General features: G+C 69.3%; 16 protein-coding genes and 1 tRNA gene. 9 read left to right on the top strand and 8 right to left on the bottom strand.

All coding sequences use genetic code 11. From position 1 onward, the window contains the following. Positions 1–81: 81 nt before the first annotated feature. Positions 82–1,335, top strand: a complete 1,254-nt coding sequence (locus tag B7495_RS11480) for a GAF domain-containing protein (RefSeq protein ID WP_134409318.1) — start codon at positions 82–84, stop codon at positions 1,333–1,335. Positions 1,336–1,373: 38 nt separating this feature from the next. Here the strand turns inward: B7495_RS11480 and B7495_RS11475 are convergent, their stop codons facing one another. Then, on the bottom strand, positions 1,374–2,189 hold the full coding sequence (locus tag B7495_RS11475) for an inositol monophosphatase family protein (protein WP_240632220.1): 816 nt from the start codon (positions 2,187–2,189) through the stop codon (positions 1,374–1,376). A gap of 127 nt (positions 2,190–2,316) precedes the next feature. On the opposite strand from B7495_RS11475, the gene B7495_RS11470 reads away from it, so the two are divergent. The 4 genes from B7495_RS11470 (at position 2,317) to B7495_RS11455 (ending at position 5,653) form a co-directional block, all read left to right on the top strand. Then, positions 2,317–2,392: transfer RNA gene (locus B7495_RS11470), tRNA-Lys, on the top strand. A 161-nt stretch (positions 2,393–2,553) separates the two neighbouring features. Then, positions 2,554–3,072 (top strand): peptide-methionine (S)-S-oxide reductase MsrA, encoded by a 519-nt coding sequence (msrA, locus tag B7495_RS11465; protein WP_088456683.1) that lies wholly within the window; start codon positions 2,554–2,556, stop codon positions 3,070–3,072. Beyond that, a complete protein-coding gene (locus tag B7495_RS11460; protein WP_088456682.1) occupies positions 3,053–3,763 on the top strand; it encodes a M23 family metallopeptidase in 711 nt (236 codons plus the stop codon). Before msrA ends, B7495_RS11460 begins: the two co-directional genes overlap by 20 nt. Before the next feature lie 210 nt (positions 3,764–3,973). Beyond that, the gene (locus tag B7495_RS11455; RefSeq protein WP_088456681.1) at positions 3,974–5,653 is read left to right on the top strand and encodes a DUF2252 domain-containing protein; all 1,680 of its coding nucleotides are present in this window, start codon (positions 3,974–3,976) and stop codon (positions 5,651–5,653) included. A 99-nt stretch (positions 5,654–5,752) separates the two neighbouring features. Here the strand turns inward: B7495_RS11455 and B7495_RS11450 are convergent, their stop codons facing one another. Together B7495_RS11450 and B7495_RS11445 are read right to left on the bottom strand one after the other, a co-directional pair. Continuing rightward, positions 5,753–6,415, bottom strand: a complete 663-nt coding sequence (locus tag B7495_RS11450) for a hypothetical protein (RefSeq protein ID WP_088456680.1) — start codon at positions 6,413–6,415, stop codon at positions 5,753–5,755. A 37-nt stretch (positions 6,416–6,452) separates the two neighbouring features. Next, positions 6,453–7,082: a LysE/ArgO family amino acid transporter gene (locus B7495_RS11445; RefSeq protein WP_088456679.1), complete on the bottom strand. Its 630-nt coding sequence runs from the start codon at positions 7,080–7,082 to the stop codon at positions 6,453–6,455. Positions 7,083–7,151: 69 nt separating this feature from the next. Here B7495_RS11445 and B7495_RS11440 point away from each other — a divergent pair, with 69 nt between their 5' ends. Then, positions 7,152–8,051 (top strand): LysR family transcriptional regulator ArgP, encoded by a 900-nt coding sequence (locus B7495_RS11440; RefSeq protein ID WP_088456678.1) that lies wholly within the window; start codon positions 7,152–7,154, stop codon positions 8,049–8,051. 14 nt (positions 8,052–8,065) lie between these two features. Here B7495_RS11440 and B7495_RS11435 read toward each other — a convergent pair whose 3' ends face one another. From B7495_RS11435 to B7495_RS11420, 4 genes are all read right to left on the bottom strand, one after another. Beyond that, the gene (locus tag B7495_RS11435) at positions 8,066–8,857 is read right to left on the bottom strand and encodes an anti-sigma factor (RefSeq protein WP_088456677.1); all 792 of its coding nucleotides are present in this window, start codon (positions 8,855–8,857) and stop codon (positions 8,066–8,068) included. After that, a complete protein-coding gene (locus B7495_RS11430) occupies positions 8,854–9,360 on the bottom strand; it encodes a sigma-70 family RNA polymerase sigma factor (protein ID WP_088458060.1) in 507 nt (168 codons plus the stop codon). The genes B7495_RS11435 and B7495_RS11430 overlap by 4 nt, the downstream gene beginning before the upstream one ends. A gap of 50 nt (positions 9,361–9,410) precedes the next feature. Further along, positions 9,411–10,118, bottom strand: a complete 708-nt coding sequence (locus tag B7495_RS11425) for a YceI family protein (protein WP_088456676.1) — start codon at positions 10,116–10,118, stop codon at positions 9,411–9,413. 112 nt (positions 10,119–10,230) lie between these two features. Then, on the bottom strand, positions 10,231–11,049 hold the full coding sequence (locus B7495_RS11420; RefSeq protein ID WP_240632219.1) for an IclR family transcriptional regulator: 819 nt from the start codon (positions 11,047–11,049) through the stop codon (positions 10,231–10,233). A gap of 122 nt (positions 11,050–11,171) precedes the next feature. Here B7495_RS11420 and B7495_RS11415 point away from each other — a divergent pair, with 122 nt between their 5' ends. Next, positions 11,172–11,831: a bifunctional 2-polyprenyl-6-hydroxyphenol methylase/3-demethylubiquinol 3-O-methyltransferase UbiG gene (locus B7495_RS11415; protein WP_088456674.1), complete on the top strand. Its 660-nt coding sequence runs from the start codon at positions 11,172–11,174 to the stop codon at positions 11,829–11,831. 6 nt (positions 11,832–11,837) lie between these two features. On the opposite strand, the gene B7495_RS11410 is transcribed toward B7495_RS11415, so the two are convergent. Then, a complete protein-coding gene (locus B7495_RS11410) occupies positions 11,838–12,740 on the bottom strand; it encodes a PAS domain-containing protein (RefSeq protein WP_168195313.1) in 903 nt (300 codons plus the stop codon). Between the two features lie 597 nt (positions 12,741–13,337). On the opposite strand from B7495_RS11410, the gene B7495_RS11405 reads away from it, so the two are divergent. After that, complete coding sequence (locus B7495_RS11405; RefSeq protein WP_088458059.1) at positions 13,338–14,609, top strand: glycine betaine/L-proline ABC transporter ATP-binding protein; 1,272 nt, start codon at positions 13,338–13,340, stop codon at positions 14,607–14,609. Continuing rightward, positions 14,606–15,574 (top strand): proline/glycine betaine ABC transporter permease, encoded by a 969-nt coding sequence (locus B7495_RS11400; protein ID WP_088456672.1) that lies wholly within the window; start codon positions 14,606–14,608, stop codon positions 15,572–15,574. The genes B7495_RS11405 and B7495_RS11400 overlap by 4 nt, the downstream gene beginning before the upstream one ends. Positions 15,575–15,591: the final 17 nt, after the last annotated feature.

The raw sequence follows: 15,591 nt of genomic DNA, 5'->3' as shown, positions 1-15,591 counted from the left end.
GGATGCGTATGATGAGACCCAGTTGTATGCAATGTACGCCTACGACCGTCCAGTACCAACAACTTCGAGTTGGAGGGTCACGTGCGCGAAGCCCTGCGGTGCGCGATGGTCCCCGTGATGCTCGCCTGGCTGGCTACTCTAGAGCGCAAGTTCCGCGGCATCCCGGTGCCGGACGATGCTCCCCAGGCGCACTCGCCGGGAATCGACAGTGACCGTATCCTCATCGTCGGCGGCGGACCGGCCATCGGCTGGGGTGTGCTCAGTCACACCCTCGCACTGCCGGGCGCTCTGGCCAGGGCGCTCACGGCCCGCACCGGTCGCGGCGTGGATGTCGACGTGATCGCCCGGTCGAACATGACGCCGCGCAACGCGCCAGAGCACATCGACTTCGCCAACCTGTGGCGATACGACGCCGTGGTGCTCACCCTCGGCCTGTTCGACGCGGGCCGGCTCACGTCCACACGGGCCTGGCGCCGGGACCTCGCCAGCCTGGTTGAGCAGATCCAGCACTCGAGCTCCCTCGGCACCGAGGTCTTCGTCGCCGGGATCGCCCCGGTGGCGTTGATTCCGGCCTTCAGCGGCCCCTTCGGCGCACTGGCCGGCAGGCACGCGCTGGAGCTCAACGCTGTGAGCGAAGACGTCTGTGCCGCTGTCGACCGGCTGACCTTCGTGAGGCTGCCCGGCACGCCGGTCGCCAGGTCCGGCCGGTTCCGGTCCGCGAGCGACTACGACCTCTGGGCGGAGGTGCTGGCCGAGCCGATGGCCGGCCCGCTGGAGCCCCTGCGACGCACCGATGGTGTGCCGGCACCCGAAGTGCAGGGCCGCACGCCCGAGGAGATCGAACAGGCCAGGCACCGGGCGCTGATGGCGTTGAACCTGCTCGACACCGCACCGGAGGCCCGGTTCGACCGGATTGTTGCGCTGGCCCGCTCGTCGCTGGGCACCAGCGCGGCCGCGTTCACGGTGATCGACGGTGACAGGCAATGGCACAAGGCGACGGTGGGCCTCGCGGTGTTCGACATTCCCCGCAGCGAGTCGTTCTGCACCGTCACGGTGCTCGAGTCGGCGGCTCTGGTTGTTCCCGACGCGCGGCTTGACCCGAGATTCCGGGACAATCCTCTGGTCGTCTCCGGTCCCCGGTTGCGCTTTTACGCCGGTTTCCCGATCGAATCACCCTCGGGCGAACGCATCGGCGCGCTCTGCGTATACGACCAGAACCCCCGCTCCCAGGAGGACGTTGACCTGGTGTTGTTGCGCGAGTTGGCGCTGTTGCTGCAGTACGAGCTCTGGCAGTCGGCCGGCGCCGTCGACCGAGCCGACACCGCGGGGCCGTAGGTCCGGGCTCTTGGCGCCGTCTGCTCAGTGGGGTCGGCTCAGCGAACCGGTGGGGCGATGGCGTCCAGCGCCGGCTGGTGCAGCAGGCCGTTGGTGGCCAGGGCGCTGCCGTGCCACGGGCCGGCCGCGCCATCGGCCGAGGTGAACACGCCACCGGCCTCCTGCACAATAGGCACCAGGGCCGCCATGTCGTACGGCTGCAGGTCGAATTCGCCGGCGATGTCAAGGTGTCCCTCGGCGAGCAGCATGTACGACCACATGTCGCCGTAGGCCCGGGTGCGCCAGACCTGCCGGGTCAGCGCCACGAGCCCGTCGAGCCGGCCGGCCGCATCCCACTGCTGGATACTGCCGTAGCTGAGGGACGCGTCCGCGAGGGTCTCGACGCCGGAGACGTGCAGACGGGTGGGCGCGGCCTCGGGACGGCGGGCATCGGTCGCCCAGGCTCCGCCGCCGGTCGCGGCCCACCACCGTTTACCCAGGGCGGGGGAGCTGACCACACCGAGCACCGGAACCCCGTCGATCGCGAGGGCGATCAGGGTGCCCCAGATGCTGATGCCCCGCAAAAAGCCGGCGGTGCCGTCGATCGGGTCGATGATCCACTGCCGCGTCGTCGACCCCGCCGTGCCGAATTCCTCACCGAGGATTCCGTCGCCGGGGCGCCGCTCGGCCAGGAGAGCACGGATGGCGCGCTCGACCGCCTGGTCGGCATCGGTCACCGGGGTGCGGTCCGGCTTGGTGGTGACAACAAGGTCGAGGGCTTCGAATCGGGCCATCGAGATCGCGTCGGCCGCATCGGCCAGCTCGAGGGCCAGCGTGAGATCATCGGCGAGGGTGGGCGGCAGGGTCTCGGTCACGCTCCCCAGAATAGTGACTGGGGCGCGACACGCCGATGTCAGCTCTCGATTGGCGCGAGCGCCGAAACTGATGGTAATGTCTCATGTCGGCGGGGATGCCCCGCCTGAACGATATGCACAAAAATGCGCACCTCTAGCTCAATTGGCAGAGCAGCTGACTCTTAATCAGCGGGTTCCCGGTTCAAGTCCGGGGGGGTGCACCACACGAAAGACAAGCCCGGCCGCGAGTGTGCGGCCGGGCTTTTCTGTACCCTCAAACGACCGCTTAAGCTGTGAGCGGGCTGTGTGTGACGGGAGCGCCGGAACAGGCCGGTACGCCGACACGTTGTGCCCAGGGAATGTCCACGACACGAGGAGAGTCACTATGAGCACAACCACTGAGAAGGCGACACTGGCCGGCGGCTGTTTCTGGGGCGTCGAGGAACTGGTGCGGAAGCGCGAGGGCGTTCTCTCCACCCGGGTGGGCTACACCGGCGGCGACACCCCGAACGCCACCTACCGCAACCACGGCGACCACGCCGAGGCGATCGAGATCACCTTCGACCCCGAGCGCACCAGCTTCCGGGAACTGCTGGAGTTCTTCTTCCAGATCCACGACCCGTCGACGAAGGACCGCCAGGGCAACGACCGTGGCCGCAGCTACCGTTCGGCGATCTTCTTCGCGGATGCCGAGCAGGAGCGCGTCGCCCGCGACACCATCGCGGATGTCGACGCATCCGGTATCTGGCCGGGCCCCGTCGTGACCGAGGTGGAGCCTGTCGGCGACTTCTGGTTGGCCGAGCCCGAGCACCAGGACTACCTGCAGAACTACCCCAACGGCTACACCTGCCACTTCGTGCGGCCGGGCTGGGTCCTGCCGCGCCGTGAGCAGATCGCCAGCTAACCAGCCCCCGGCGCGCGGCCCGGTCGTGCTCGCCCTGCCGTTCGCGGGCCGGTGGCTGGCGGGCAACAGCCCGGCCCGACGCGTGCCGAGCCATGGCACCGACCTGCTCGGCGAGCGCTACGCGATCGACTTCACCGGGGTGGATGATCGCGGGCGCACGGCAGCCAGCCGCGACTGGGGCACCTACGTCGGCACAGAACCACCGGAGCGGTTCTTCGCCTATGGGCGGGCGATCCTGGCACCGGCCGCCGGCGTCGTCGTCGAGGCGTTCGACGGCGAGGTCGACCACCCCGCCCGGCGATCTCAGCTGGCGCTCGTGCCATACGCCCTGGGCCAGGTGGCGCGGCTCCGGGCCGGAGTGGGAGCCATCGCGGGCAATCACATCGTCATCGAACTCGTCGGGGGTGCCGGGTTTCTGGCTCTCGTCCATCTACGGGCCGGTTCCATTCGCGTTCGTCCGGGAGACACCGTAAACCAGGGGCAACCTCTGGCCGAATGCGGGAATTCCGGCAACTCGACCCAGCCGCACCTGCATCTGCAGGTGATGGACAGCCCGGACCTGTCTATCGCGCGAGGCCTGCCACTGGCCTTTCGGCGCTACCGGGAGTGGCCGGCCGGCGCGAAGCATCCAGTACTTCGGGACGTCGGTATCCCTGGCGAGGGCGCCACCGTCGAGCCCCTGCCGTCATAGTGGAGGCCTCGAGTTGGGCATCGACGGACTCGGCGTCCAGGCTCAACGCGTGGTGTCCGGGCACCCACCGGCTGAACACTTTTTGCCACGGCGGGCATTGACAGCCGCCGACCCCCGGGCAATCGTGGACCCTTCACAGGGTCTTTCCGCCCGCCGGAGGGTTTCGCCGCTCGCGAGGGCTCCAGCGTCGTCCACAGAGGAGCCGCCACCATGGCAGATAAAGCGACCGCGAAGAAAGCGCCCGTCAAGAAAGCGCCTGCGAAGAAAACGCCCGTCAAGAAAGCGCCCGTCAAGAATGCGCCCGTCAAGGCAGCGCTCGCGAAGAAACCGACCGCGAAGAATGCGCCCGTCAGGAAAGCGACCGCTAAGACAGCGCCCGTCAAGAAAGCGCCCGCGAAGAAGGCCCCCGCCAAGAAGCCGTCCACCACGCGGTCGAGCACCGAGCGCCGGACCAGCGCGCCCCACATCGTCGAGCACCCGACCGTGGTCGCGCGCGCCGCTCGAGGCAAGGCGGCGAGAGCCGAGACCCCCCGCGCCAGCCACAACGGGTGGGAGCCGGCCGCCGACCGCCCCGACCCCGTCGCTCTGATCGAGGAGCAGAATCGCACCCGGGTGCCCGATCTGGTGCCGGTGCGGCACGGGCGGATGATGGTCTCGCCGTTCACCTTCTACCGCGGCGCCGCCAAGATCATGGCAACCGACCTCAAAGACACCCCGCGCGCCGGACTCATAGTCCAGCTCTGCGGTGACGCCCATCTCTCCAACTTCGGCGTGTTCGCGTCGCCGGAGCGCAACCTGCTCTTCGACCTCAACGACTTCGATGAGACCCTGCCCGGTCCCTTCGAATACGACGTGCTGCGCATGACGGCGAGCTTCACGATCGCGGCCCGCAACAACGGGTTCAGTGCCGCGGACATCCGGAGCGTGACGCTGGAAGCCGTGCGCTCCTATCGGGAGGGGATGGCTCAGTTCGCCGCGATGCGCACCATGGACATCTGGTATGCCCGGATGACCGAGCAGGAGATGCTCAAGGCCATGGACATGGCCAGGGCCACCCAGAAGGACAAGGCGGCGCGAAAGGCGGCCAAGGGGCTGGAGAAGACCGCGCTGAAGAACGCCGCGAAGGCACGTTCCCGCGACAGCATGCAGGCTCTGTCCAAGCTTGCCGAGCTCGTCGACGGCCAGTACCGGATCATCAGCCAACCGCCGATCGTCATTCCGGTCCGCGACCTTGCGGAGTCCCTCGGCCTGTCGTCCGACGATGTGCAGGCGGCGGTCCTGGAACAGCTGAGGTCGTACCGCGAGAGCCTGCAGGACGACAGGCGCCGGCTGCTCGAACGCTTCGAGGTGGTGGATGTGGCTCACAAGGTGGTGGGTGTCGGCAGCGTCGGCAACCGGGCGTTCATCGCCCTGCTGCAGGGCCGCGACGAGCAGGACCCGTTGTTCCTGCAGGTGAAGGAGGCCACGGCATCCGTGCTCGAGGACCACCTGCCCAAGAGCGTCTACGAGCAGCCGGGGGAGCGGGTGGTGCAGGGGCAGCGGATGATGCAGGCCGCCAGCGACATCTTCCTGGGCTGGACCAAGGGAGTGCAGGCCGACCGGTACCTGTACTGGCGTCAGCTACGTGACATGAAGGGCTCGGCGATCGTGGAGGCGATGGTGCCGATGGGGATGACGTTCTACGCGCACGCCTGCGGCTGGACCCTCGCCCGGGCCCACGCCAGGTCGGGCGACCCCGTCGCGATCGCGGCGTACCTCGGAAAGAGCGACACGTTCGACCGCGCGGTCACCGACTTCTCCAACCGGTATGCCGACCAGAACGAGAAGGACTACGAGGCCTTCCTCGAGGCCGTGCACACCGGCTGGCTGGAGGCCCGGGAGGGCGTCTGAGCCGCCTCCGCGGCTGCAACTGTTGCCGGCGGACAAATGGTCCCGGTGCGCCGGCCGAACGTGTCCGGAACGGGAACAGTGCGGCGGGACGCCGCGCGGCTAGACGAAGCGCTCGAGCACCGTGCCCTCGCGCATCCGCTCGACGCGCTTCACGTGCTTGGCGATGTCGCGCACCCCGCGATACACCGCGAGTTCGGCAACATCCACCACCTTGGTCGAGGCGTGTGACCGGGTCGGATGCGCGAATTCCTCGATCGACTGGAAGCTGTCCCGCCCGCGCGGCTCGGCGCTGAATCGCTGCGCGAAGCCGGTGTTCACGCTGGTGAGCTCGATGTCGGCCTCGTGCGCGGTGATCAGGCGGCGGGTGTCCACCGTGATCACGGTGTGGGCGTCGTCCCGGTAGGAGCGCGCGGCGAGCAGCTCGTTCAGCCGCGGCTTCTGCAGGAAGAAGAACACCCGGTCGTTGAGCATCGTGTACCACTCGCTGGGGGAGAGGTCCTCCAGCGCGGCCGCCAGCGATGACTCGTGAATCGCCTTCTGGTGCCGGATGACGGCGGTGCCGTAGTCCGGATGTTCCAACTCCAGCGACTCACCACGCCGCTTGGTGAGGATCGCGGCCTGCGGTGCCCCCTGCCGCACGCCCCATCGGGTGACCAGCGCGGCCGTGCTGAGCAGTCCGTGCCGCTCGATCGACGGCCACGACCCATCCGCTGCCACGTGGTACAGCTCGGGGTAGAGGCGGATCAGGTCCTTGGAAAGCACGGGGCAAGCGTACCGCCGCTTAGCCGGCCGACCGGGGTCAGAGGTCGAACGCGAGCCGGGCGCCGAGGGCGAGCATGAGCACAGCGATAGCGCCGTCGAGCACCCGCCAGGCACCGGGGCGCGCGAAGATCGGGCGCAGCAGACGAGCCCCGAAGCCGAGGCCGGTGAACCACAGGATGCTAGCCGTGATGGCGCCGCCGGCCCACCACCAGCGCTCGGCGGGGTCCTGTTGGCTGGCCACGGCGCCGAGGAACACCACGGTGTCCAGGTAAACGTGCGGGTTGAGCCAGGTGAGGGCGAGAACCGTGCCCACGGCGACCCGCATCCCGGTGCTGCCCGAGGATCCGGTCACCAGAAGCGCGCCCGGACGGATGGCCCGCCGCGCCGCCCACAGGCCGTAACCGACCAGGAAAGCGGCCCCGACCAGTCGCACGACCACCATGACCGCCGGTGCCGCCGCCACCAGGGCACCCATTCCCAGCACGCCAGCGAGGATGAGAGCCGCATCGGACAGAGCGGCAATGGCCACCACCGGTGCGATCACCCGGGTGCGGCCCTGGATGCCCAGCCGCAACACGAACGCGTTCTGGGCGCCGATGGCGATGATGAGGGACAGACCCGTGACCAGGCCCAACAGTGCGGGGAGGAGGGTTGTCGCAGGTGTCATGCCTCCCACGCTAGGGAGTCGCAGTGATTCAGTCCAGCTACGTTTTCTTAGGATGCGTAAGCTGGACTTATGCAACGCTTCACCCTCGACCAGCTGGAGACCCTGCGCGCCCTGGTACAGGACGGCACCTTCGAGAAGGCCGCCCGCCGGCTGCACGTCACGGCGTCGGCGGTCTCGCAGCGGGTCAAGGCCATGGAGCAGTCCTGCGGCCGGGTCCTCGTGCAGCGCACCACCCCGGTCTGTCTCACAGCCGCCGGTGCGGTGGTGCTGCGCTACGCGCGCCAGGTCGAACTCCTGGAGGCCGACACCGAGCGAGCGCTGCGCGAGAACGGGTCCGCCGAACGGTCCGTGCAGATCTCCCTCGCCGTGAACGCGGACAGCCTGGCCACCTGGTTCCTCGGCGCGCTCGCCGGGGTGGCCGACGAACTCGACATCACCTTCGACCTGCACCGCGAAGACCAGGAGCACACGATCTCGCTGCTGCGCTCCGGCGCCGTGATGGCCGCGGTCACCTCCGACCGCGAATCGATCCAGGGCTGTGTCACCGAGCCGCTGGGCCGGATGCGCTACCGTGCAGTCGCCACGCCGGCCTTCGTGGCCCGCTGGCTCGCCCACGGACTCGCCGCGTTGCCGGAGGCGCCCGTGGTCACCTTCGACCGCAACGACGACCTGCAGGACTCCTTCCTGCGGGCGCACGCCGGCGGGCCCGGTGACCCACCCCGGCACGTCATCCCCACCTCCCACGATTTCGCCCGCACAGTGCTGCTGGGCATGGGCTGGGGAGTGCTGCCCGAGCAGCAGTGTCTGGACGAGATCGCCGACGGCCGTCTGGTGGAGCTGGCGGCGGCGCATCCGGTGGACGTGCCGCTCTACTGGCAGCGCTGGAACCTGGCGTCGCCGCTGCTCGACGCGGTTTCGACGGCGGTGCGCGTTCAGGCTGAGCGGACACTGCGGCCGCTCACGGTCTGACTCTCCGAACGGTCCTACAGGTCTGTGTGCGCCAGCGGCAGGCCGCTGAGGCTGGCCCGGATCTCGACGCTCCGAATCTGGTCGAGGGTCACATCGGTCGACGCGGCGAGGTTCTCGGTGCTCGGGCTCGTCGCCGTCCAGGTCGCGAGCACCGTCGCGGTGCCGTCCTGATCGGTCATCACCATGTCGTAGTCCTGGGGCCCGTTGTCCTTCCAGAGCTGATTGAGGTACACGCACGACCAGTCGAACCGGGTGCCCCAGTCGGTGTCGGTGATGGTGAGGGCCGCGGTGAGGGCGTCGTCCTCCACGGGCTCCATGGCAACGACCATCGTCGGGGCCGGGTCGGCGGGTGTGGGCGGCGCGGTGGCGGACGGTGCGGATGAGGGCGGTGCGGCCTCGAGAGTCGCCGGAGTGCCCAGGGTGGCGCCGAGGAACCCGCCGCCCAGGGCGAGGCCGGCAGCGACGGCCGTGCCGGCCACGGCCAGACGCAGCCGGTTGCGCCGCGTGCGGGCGACGGCCGCCCCGGCGAGCCGCTGCACAGCTCCGGGCTGGTGCGGCGCGGCGCGCAGATGCGCGTCACTCAGAGGTGCAGAGGCGGCGATCTCGGTGGGCGTGGTTTCGGTGAGCGCCACGGCCTCCGCCGCGGGCAGGGCCGCCAGGATGCCGGGCAGCCCGGCGAGTTCGGCGACGGCGACGGCGCAGGCGGGGCAGGTCGGCAGGTGGCGTTCGAAGGCGTGCCGGTCTTCGGGGCTGAGCGCGCCGAGCAGGTAGGCGGCGTCCCACTCGCGGAAGCGGTCGGAGGTCATTCGGTGACCCCTCTTTCCTGTAGGGCGAGCCGCATTGCTCGCAGGGCGTAGTGCAGGCGGGACTTCACGGTGCCCTCCGGCACCTGTTGGAGGAGGGCGATTTCCGCGATCGACTGCCCGAGGTAGTAGGCGCTCACCAGTACGGTGCGGTGCTCGGGAGTGAGCGCGGTGAGGGCATCCGTGAGCAGCCAGCGATCCAGGATGGCCTCGGTGGCGTCGGTCGACGACCTCTCCGGCAGGTCATCGGTCGCGATCTCACGGGCGTACCGAGCGCTGCGCCTGTCGTCGATGACGAGGTTGCGGGCCACCGTGAACAGCCAGGCACGAGCGGCGTCGTCATCCCGGTCCAGCAACGCCGGCCGCGTCCAGGCGCGCAACAGGGTCTCCTGCACCACGTCCTGCGCGAACCCGTAATCCCCGGTCAAACGCACCACGTACCGAAACAGTGCCGGCCCGTGGGCGTCGTGCAGCGCCCGCAGGAGCTCCGCGTGTGGCTCTGCCACGGTCACCTCCCGGTCTGCCCGATGCCCACAATGAACACGGCTCTGCTGGACTAATTCTGCGCGACGAAGAGCTCGAACTCGACGGAGCCGGCATCTTCGACCGAGACGAAGCCGAGGTCGGGGGCGTCGACGCCGTAGTCACTGAAGGTGATCGGGATGCTGCCGACAACCTGGCCGCCGGCCTCGGTGAGCGCGGCCTGCAGCTCCACCGTGACCGGCTGGGTGACGCCGTGCAGGGTGAGTTCGCCGGTGGCGCTCAGGGTCTGCGCGACACCGGCCACGGGGGCCTCGAGGGTGACCGGTGCGGTAAGCGTGAAGGTGGCGGTCGGGAAGTCGTCGGCTTCCATCGCGGAGTCCCGGAAGTAGGCATCCCTGGCGCCTTCGTCGGTGGCGATGCTCGCCACGTCCACCGTGATCGTGGCGGCGGTGAGGGAGAGGTTGTCGACGGTGAGCTCACCGGAAACGTCAGCCGTGCGACCGGTCACGGTCACGTCGTTGCCCTGCAGAACCTCGTCGACGCGGTAGCCCGCGAAAGAGTCCGCGGCCACGCTCCAGGTGCCGGAGAGGTCGTCCGCGTTGACCTCGGTGGCCGCGCCGGCATCCGTCGGGCCCGGGGTGCCCGCGGCGATGGTGGGGGCCGCCTCGACGGTGCTGTTGGCGTAGTCGGCATAGACCGCAGGCCCGAAGGCCAGGGCGGCACCGCCGATGACGACAACTCCGCCCGCAATCCACAGCCCGATCTTCGTCTTTTTCTGCATGTCACCCTCGTTCATAGTCTTCGCGTGTAATTGGCGAGCGGATGGTGGTCATCCACTCTGTACAACGAGACGGCAGGCCAAAAGGTTCAGACCGGTTCACTTTTTCGAAAAATTAGCCGGTTCGACCGCTGATGCGGCGGCCCAACTCGGCCGCGGCGTGCTCCACGGCGGCGGCGAGCTCCGGCCAGCGTTCCGGCGGCACGCTGGACCGGGCGAAGGTCACGGCGATGCCGGCGGCGGGCCAGCCGCTGTGGTCCCGAACGGCCACCGCGACGGATGCGAGACCCAGGGTGACGTCGCCGTCCTCCGCCGCGTAGCCCTGCGCGCGCACCTCGGCCAGGAGCCGGCTCAGCTCGCGATAGCTGCTCACGCCGCCCGGCGCCGGGGTGTCGCCGCCGTCGCGCTGCACGAAGGCGGACGGGTCGGGGAACAGGGCCCGCACCTGCGCGACCGGCAGCGTCGCGAGCAGCGCCCGGCCGCTGGCCGTGAGGTGGCTGGGCAGGCGCACCCCGACATCCGTCACCAGGGCGGGGCGGCGGGGAGCGCGCTCCTCCACGAGGTAGATCACATCGCGACCGTGCAGCACGGCCAAATGCGCGCTCTCGCTGATGGTGTCGACGAGCGAGGCCAGGATTGGCCGGCCCAGCCGGGCCAGGGGCTCCTGCCGGGCAAAGCCGCTGCTCAGCTCGAAGGCGGCCAGGCCGATGCCGTACCGACGGGCCTCGGGAAAGTGCAGCACGAAGCCGAGCTCGGTGAGCACGCCGAGCAGCCTGTAGACGGTGGACCGGGGGAGCCCGAGCGTCTGCGCGATGGTCGACGCCGGTACGGGCCCGCGCTGGGCGGCCAGGTGGGTGAGTATCTGCAGGGTGTGGCGGGCGGCGGGCACATCGGCCTTCGTGGGCGCCGCCCGGCTCTCAGCAGGCACGTCCACGGCGCCCCGGCTCAGCTGTCATGCGACGAGGCTATCGTTTCGACGAGCCCCCGGGGCGCAGGCCGGTTGCCGGTTCGGCAAGCCAGTTTGTCGCCGTGCCGCCGACGAGGGAGGATGCAGTCATGCACACCAACGACACCGCCCGTGAACCCCAGGAGCCCGACGCAATAGGAGACTTCTGGGATCAGCGCTACGCCGGAAATGAGACCCTGTGGAGCGGCCGGCCCAACGCCGCGCTGGTCAGCGAGACGCACCACCTGCGGCCGGGGCGGGCCCTCGACGTCGGCTGCGGCGAGGGCGCCGATGCCCTCTGGCTGGCGGCACAGGGCTGGGACGTGACGGCGCTGGATGTCTCAGGAGTGGCACTCGAGCGCGCCGCCCGCCAGGCCGACCTCGTGCGAGCCGACCTGGTCGGCGGCACGGTGCGCTGGCTGCACGCCGGACTCGTCGAGGCGGCCCTGCCGGCGGCGAGCTTCGACCTGGTCTCCGCGCAGTACCCCGCCCTGTTGCGCACGGACGAGAATATCGCGGAGCGCGCCCTGCTGGATGCCGTCGCGCCCGGGGGTGTGCTGCTCATCGTGCACCACCCCACGCCCACCGCCGCTGAGGCAGCCGCGCACGGTTTTGATCCCGACCTGTACGTGAGCCCGGCCCAGGTCGCGGCCCTGCTGGACGACACCTGGCGGATCGAGGTCGACGAAACCCGGCCCCGCCACGTGGCCACCGGTGCCGGTGCCCACCACACCGAAGACGTCGTGGTGCGGGCGCGGCGCCTGCACTGACCGGGCTCAGCGTTCCCTGAGCGTCGCCACGGTTCCCACCGGCGCCGCCCGCGTACCCAGCCGGCTGGGGGTGGGCTCTGCCGGGTTCTGGCTCACCACCAGCACCCGGGACCCGCACAGGTGGATCTCGTCTGGCACGGTGCTGCCGCTCCGCAACAGGTCGGCGAGGCTGGGCGGCAGGTCCAGGTCGTCGATGCGTGGCGAGAAGGCGCCCGCGGCGCGGGAGGCGGGCCGCGGCGGCAGCCCGAGCAGCTCTGCGGCTCGATCGTTGTAGAGCACCAGATCGCCGGCACCGTCCACGAGAATCAGCCCCTCTGGCACCGAGTTGACCACGGAGTCGTTATGGACGAACAGTCGGGCGAGTTCTTCCGGCCCCCAGCCCAGGGTGACCCGGCGCAGGTAACGTCGCAGAACCCAGGTGGCCAGCGAACCCGCCAGAAGCAGGGTGAGCGTTATCGCCAGGATGGCGGGCAGCCGGGCGTCGAGGGCGATCTGCAGGTTGCTGGTTCTCACGCCGGCGGCCACCATGCCCACCACTTCGCCGTCGGAGTCGAGGATTGGCACCACGGCGCGCACCGACGGGCCGGGGGTGCCCGGCGTGACGTCGGTGAACGACATTCCGGCCGTGGCGGGGCCCGTGCGGCCGACATACTGCCGGCCGATTTCGGCGGGGTCCGGGTGCGTCCAACTGACCCCCGCCGGGCTCATGATCGTGATGAAGTCCAGCGCGGCGTCCCGGTTGACCTCGAGCGTGTACGGCTGCAGCGCCGCCGTCGGATCCGGCGATGTCGCCGCCGTCACCACGAACGGGCTGTCGGCGATCGCGGCCGCTACCGCGAGTAGCCGGTCGGCCCTTTCGGAGTAGCCGCGGTCCCGGGCGTCGACGAAGGCGGCAGTGCTCACGAACACGGCCAAAGACACTATGAAGACAGAATGAGCGACGAACAGCCGGCGTGTAATGCTCCACCCGTGCATAGTTCGCACCCATCCTTCCCGGCCGCACCACTGGGCCACGTCGTCGTGACCATCCTGACCTCTAGGGAGAACGTACGCCCAGACCGCCGCGCCGGGGCCGGTGCCCCTGGCGTGCTGATCTGATTCGGGGCGCTTTATCCCTGCTGACCAGCACTTGAGAGCGCACGTTGTGGGTCGGCGAGTCGGGGGTCCAGGGGTTTGGCGTGCCCCACCGTGGTAGGCTCGGTGACGGTCTTCCGACCCTTCACCAGGACGCGAACGCGTAGCCCCCAGCTCGACTGGGACGGCCGCGTGCGTACGGTGAGGCCCAGACGGACGCGATCCCATGGTCGCTCCAGCCCACGCCGTTTCTCGGTGTCGAGGCCGGTCTCGGCCTACCCGTCCGACACAGCGAGCCCCGTGTTGTCGACCGCTCAGGCGGTCTATTCGGCGTGCTCCGGAGAATCCGTGACCGAAATCATCGCCGTCAAGGCAGAAGTACCCGCCAGCGAGGCGGAGCAGACAGAAACTGCAGCAGCAGTAGCACCGGGAATCGCCGTGAAGGCGGACAGGCTCTACAAGGCCTTCGGCCGCAAACCGCACGACATCGTCAAGAAACTCCAGAGCGGCGCGAGCCGTGACGAGCTCGCGCACCTGGGAACGGCCGCCGTCATCGACGCTTCCTTCGAGGTACAGCGTGGTGAGATCTTCGTGGTGATGGGCCTCTCCGGCTCGGGCAAGTCCACCCTCATCCGCATGCTCAACGGCCTGCTCGAGGCCACCAGCGGCACTGTCACCGTCGGAGACACCCCGATCACCGGCATCCCGGCGGCCAAGCTGCGGGACGTGCGCCGTCAAAGCATCTCGATGGTCTTCCAGCACTTCGCCCTGCTGCCGCACCGCACGGTGATCGATAACGTCGCCTACGGCCTCGAGGTGCAGGGCATGCCCCGTGAGGAGCGCCTCGCCAAGGCGCGCACCATCATCCGCCTGGTGGGACTGGACGGATGGGCCGACAATCTGCCCTCCGAACTCTCCGGTGGCATGCAGCAGCGCGTCGGCCTCGGCCGGGCCCTGGCCGCCGACACCGACGTTCTCCTGATGGATGAGGCGTTCTCCGCCCTGGACCCTCTGATCCGCCGCGAAATGCAGGAACAGCTGATCGAGCTGCAGGCCGAACTCGGCAAGACGATCATCTTCATCACCCACGACCTCAACGAGGCCATGTTCCTCGGCGACCGCATCGCCGTGATGCGCGACGGCCGGATCGTGCAGATCGGCACGCCCGAAGAGATCCTCACCGACCCGGCCAACGACTACGTCGCCCAGTTCGTGCAGGATGTCGACAGGGCGCGGGTGCTCACCGCCGGCAGCGTCATGGAGCCGGCGCGTTCGGTGGTCACCGTCACCGCCGGCCCGCGTGCGGCTCTCCGCACCATGCGCGACCTGCAGACCTCGGCCACTTTCGTTTTGCGCCGTGACCGCAGCTTCGCGGGGGTCGTGCGCGACCGGGACGTGCTCAAGCAGGTCAAGGCCGGCGACGGCGACCTGCGGGCCATCATCCTGGACGCCACCGCGGTGGCCGCCGACACCGCCTTGGTCGACCTCGTCGAACTGGCCGTGGAGAGCGACCTGCCCATCGCCGTGGTCGACGATCGCAACCGCTTGCTCGGCGTGATCCCCCGGGTGACCCTGCTCGCGGCTCTCGGCAATGTCAGTCCGACGACCGGTGAGCTGCCGGTGATGGAACCGCCGGCCACCATCTCGATGAGCATCATCACCGAAACCCTGCGCGAAACCGCGTCGGAAGGAGTACAGCCGTGAACGACTTCCGGATTCCCCTCGGCTCCTGGGCCGATACCTTCATCGACTTCATCACCGACACCTTCGGGTTCTTCTTCGACTTCGTGCGCGCCATCTTCAGCGGCGCCTACGACCTCGTCGACCTCATTCTGGCCACACCGCCGTTCTGGGTGATCATCCTCGTGGCCGCGGCGCTGGCACTGATGATCCGCGGCTGGAAGTTCGCCGTGGGCACCGTCGTCGGCCTCGTTGTCATCGTGGGTGTCGACCAGTGGGAGAACGCGATGGACTCGCTCGCCCTGGTGCTCGTCGCGAGCGTCCTGGCGATCCTGTTCAGCGTGCCGCTTGGCATCCTCTCGGCCAAGTCCGGCGTGGCGTCCAGCATCATCCGCCCGATCCTCGACTTCATGCAGACCATGCCGGCCTTCGTGTACCTGATCCCCGCGCTGATCCTGTTCCGCGTCGGTGTTGTTCCCGGCATCGTGGCGACGATCATCTTCGCCATGGCTCCCGGCGTTCGGCTCACCGAACTCGGCATCCGCAGCGTCGACAGCGAGGTGGTCGAAGCCGGCCAGGCCTTCGGTGCGTCACCGTGGCGCATCCTGCGTCAGATTCAGCTGCCCCTGGCGATGCCCACCATCATGGCCGGTATCAACCAGGTGATCATGCTGTCGCTCTCGATGGTCGTCATCGCCGGCATGGTCGGCGCCGGCGGTCTCGGCCAGCAGGTCGTGGCCAGCCTGAACCGCATCGACGTGTCGCTCGGCTTCGAGGCCGGCCTCTCCGTGGTGATCCTCGCGATCTTCCTGGACCGGCTCACCGCGGCTCTCGGCAACGGGAACACCCCGATCAGCAGGGTGCTCGCCGCTCGCAAGCGCCGCGCCCACCCGGTCCACGCTCCGGCCGCGGCCGTCGCCGTGGAACCGACCGTAGCCCCGGCCGTGACACCGACGCAGGCCGCCGAGCGCGAGCCGTCCCGCGTCTAGCTCCACCCGCAGCTTCA

The sequence above is a fragment of the Cryobacterium sp. LW097 genome (assembly GCF_002205495.2).
Lineage (GTDB): Bacteria > Actinomycetota > Actinomycetes > Actinomycetales > Microbacteriaceae > Cryobacterium > Cryobacterium zongtaii.
Note: the sequence above shows the minus strand (reverse complement) of the source record. Positions and strands in the feature narration are given on the sequence as shown.

Excerpts from the sequence above, each read along its gene's own strand:
- msrA (WP_088456683.1), top strand. The coding sequence starts at position 2,554 with ATGAGCACAACCACTGAGAAGGCGACACTGGCCGGCGGCTGTTTCTGG.
- B7495_RS11455 (WP_088456681.1), top strand. The coding sequence starts at position 3,974 with ATGGCAGATAAAGCGACCGCGAAGAAAGCGCCCGTCAAGAAAGCGCCT.
- B7495_RS11445 (WP_088456679.1), bottom strand. The coding sequence starts at position 7,082 with ATGACACCTGCGACAACCCTCCTCCCCGCACTGTTGGGCCTGGTCACG.
- B7495_RS11440 (WP_088456678.1), top strand. The coding sequence starts at position 7,152 with ATGCAACGCTTCACCCTCGACCAGCTGGAGACCCTGCGCGCCCTGGTA.
- B7495_RS11435 (WP_088456677.1), bottom strand. The coding sequence starts at position 8,857 with ATGACCTCCGACCGCTTCCGCGAGTGGGACGCCGCCTACCTGCTCGGC.
- B7495_RS11425 (WP_088456676.1), bottom strand. The coding sequence starts at position 10,118 with ATGCAGAAAAAGACGAAGATCGGGCTGTGGATTGCGGGCGGAGTTGTC.
- B7495_RS11415 (WP_088456674.1), top strand. The coding sequence starts at position 11,172 with ATGCACACCAACGACACCGCCCGTGAACCCCAGGAGCCCGACGCAATA.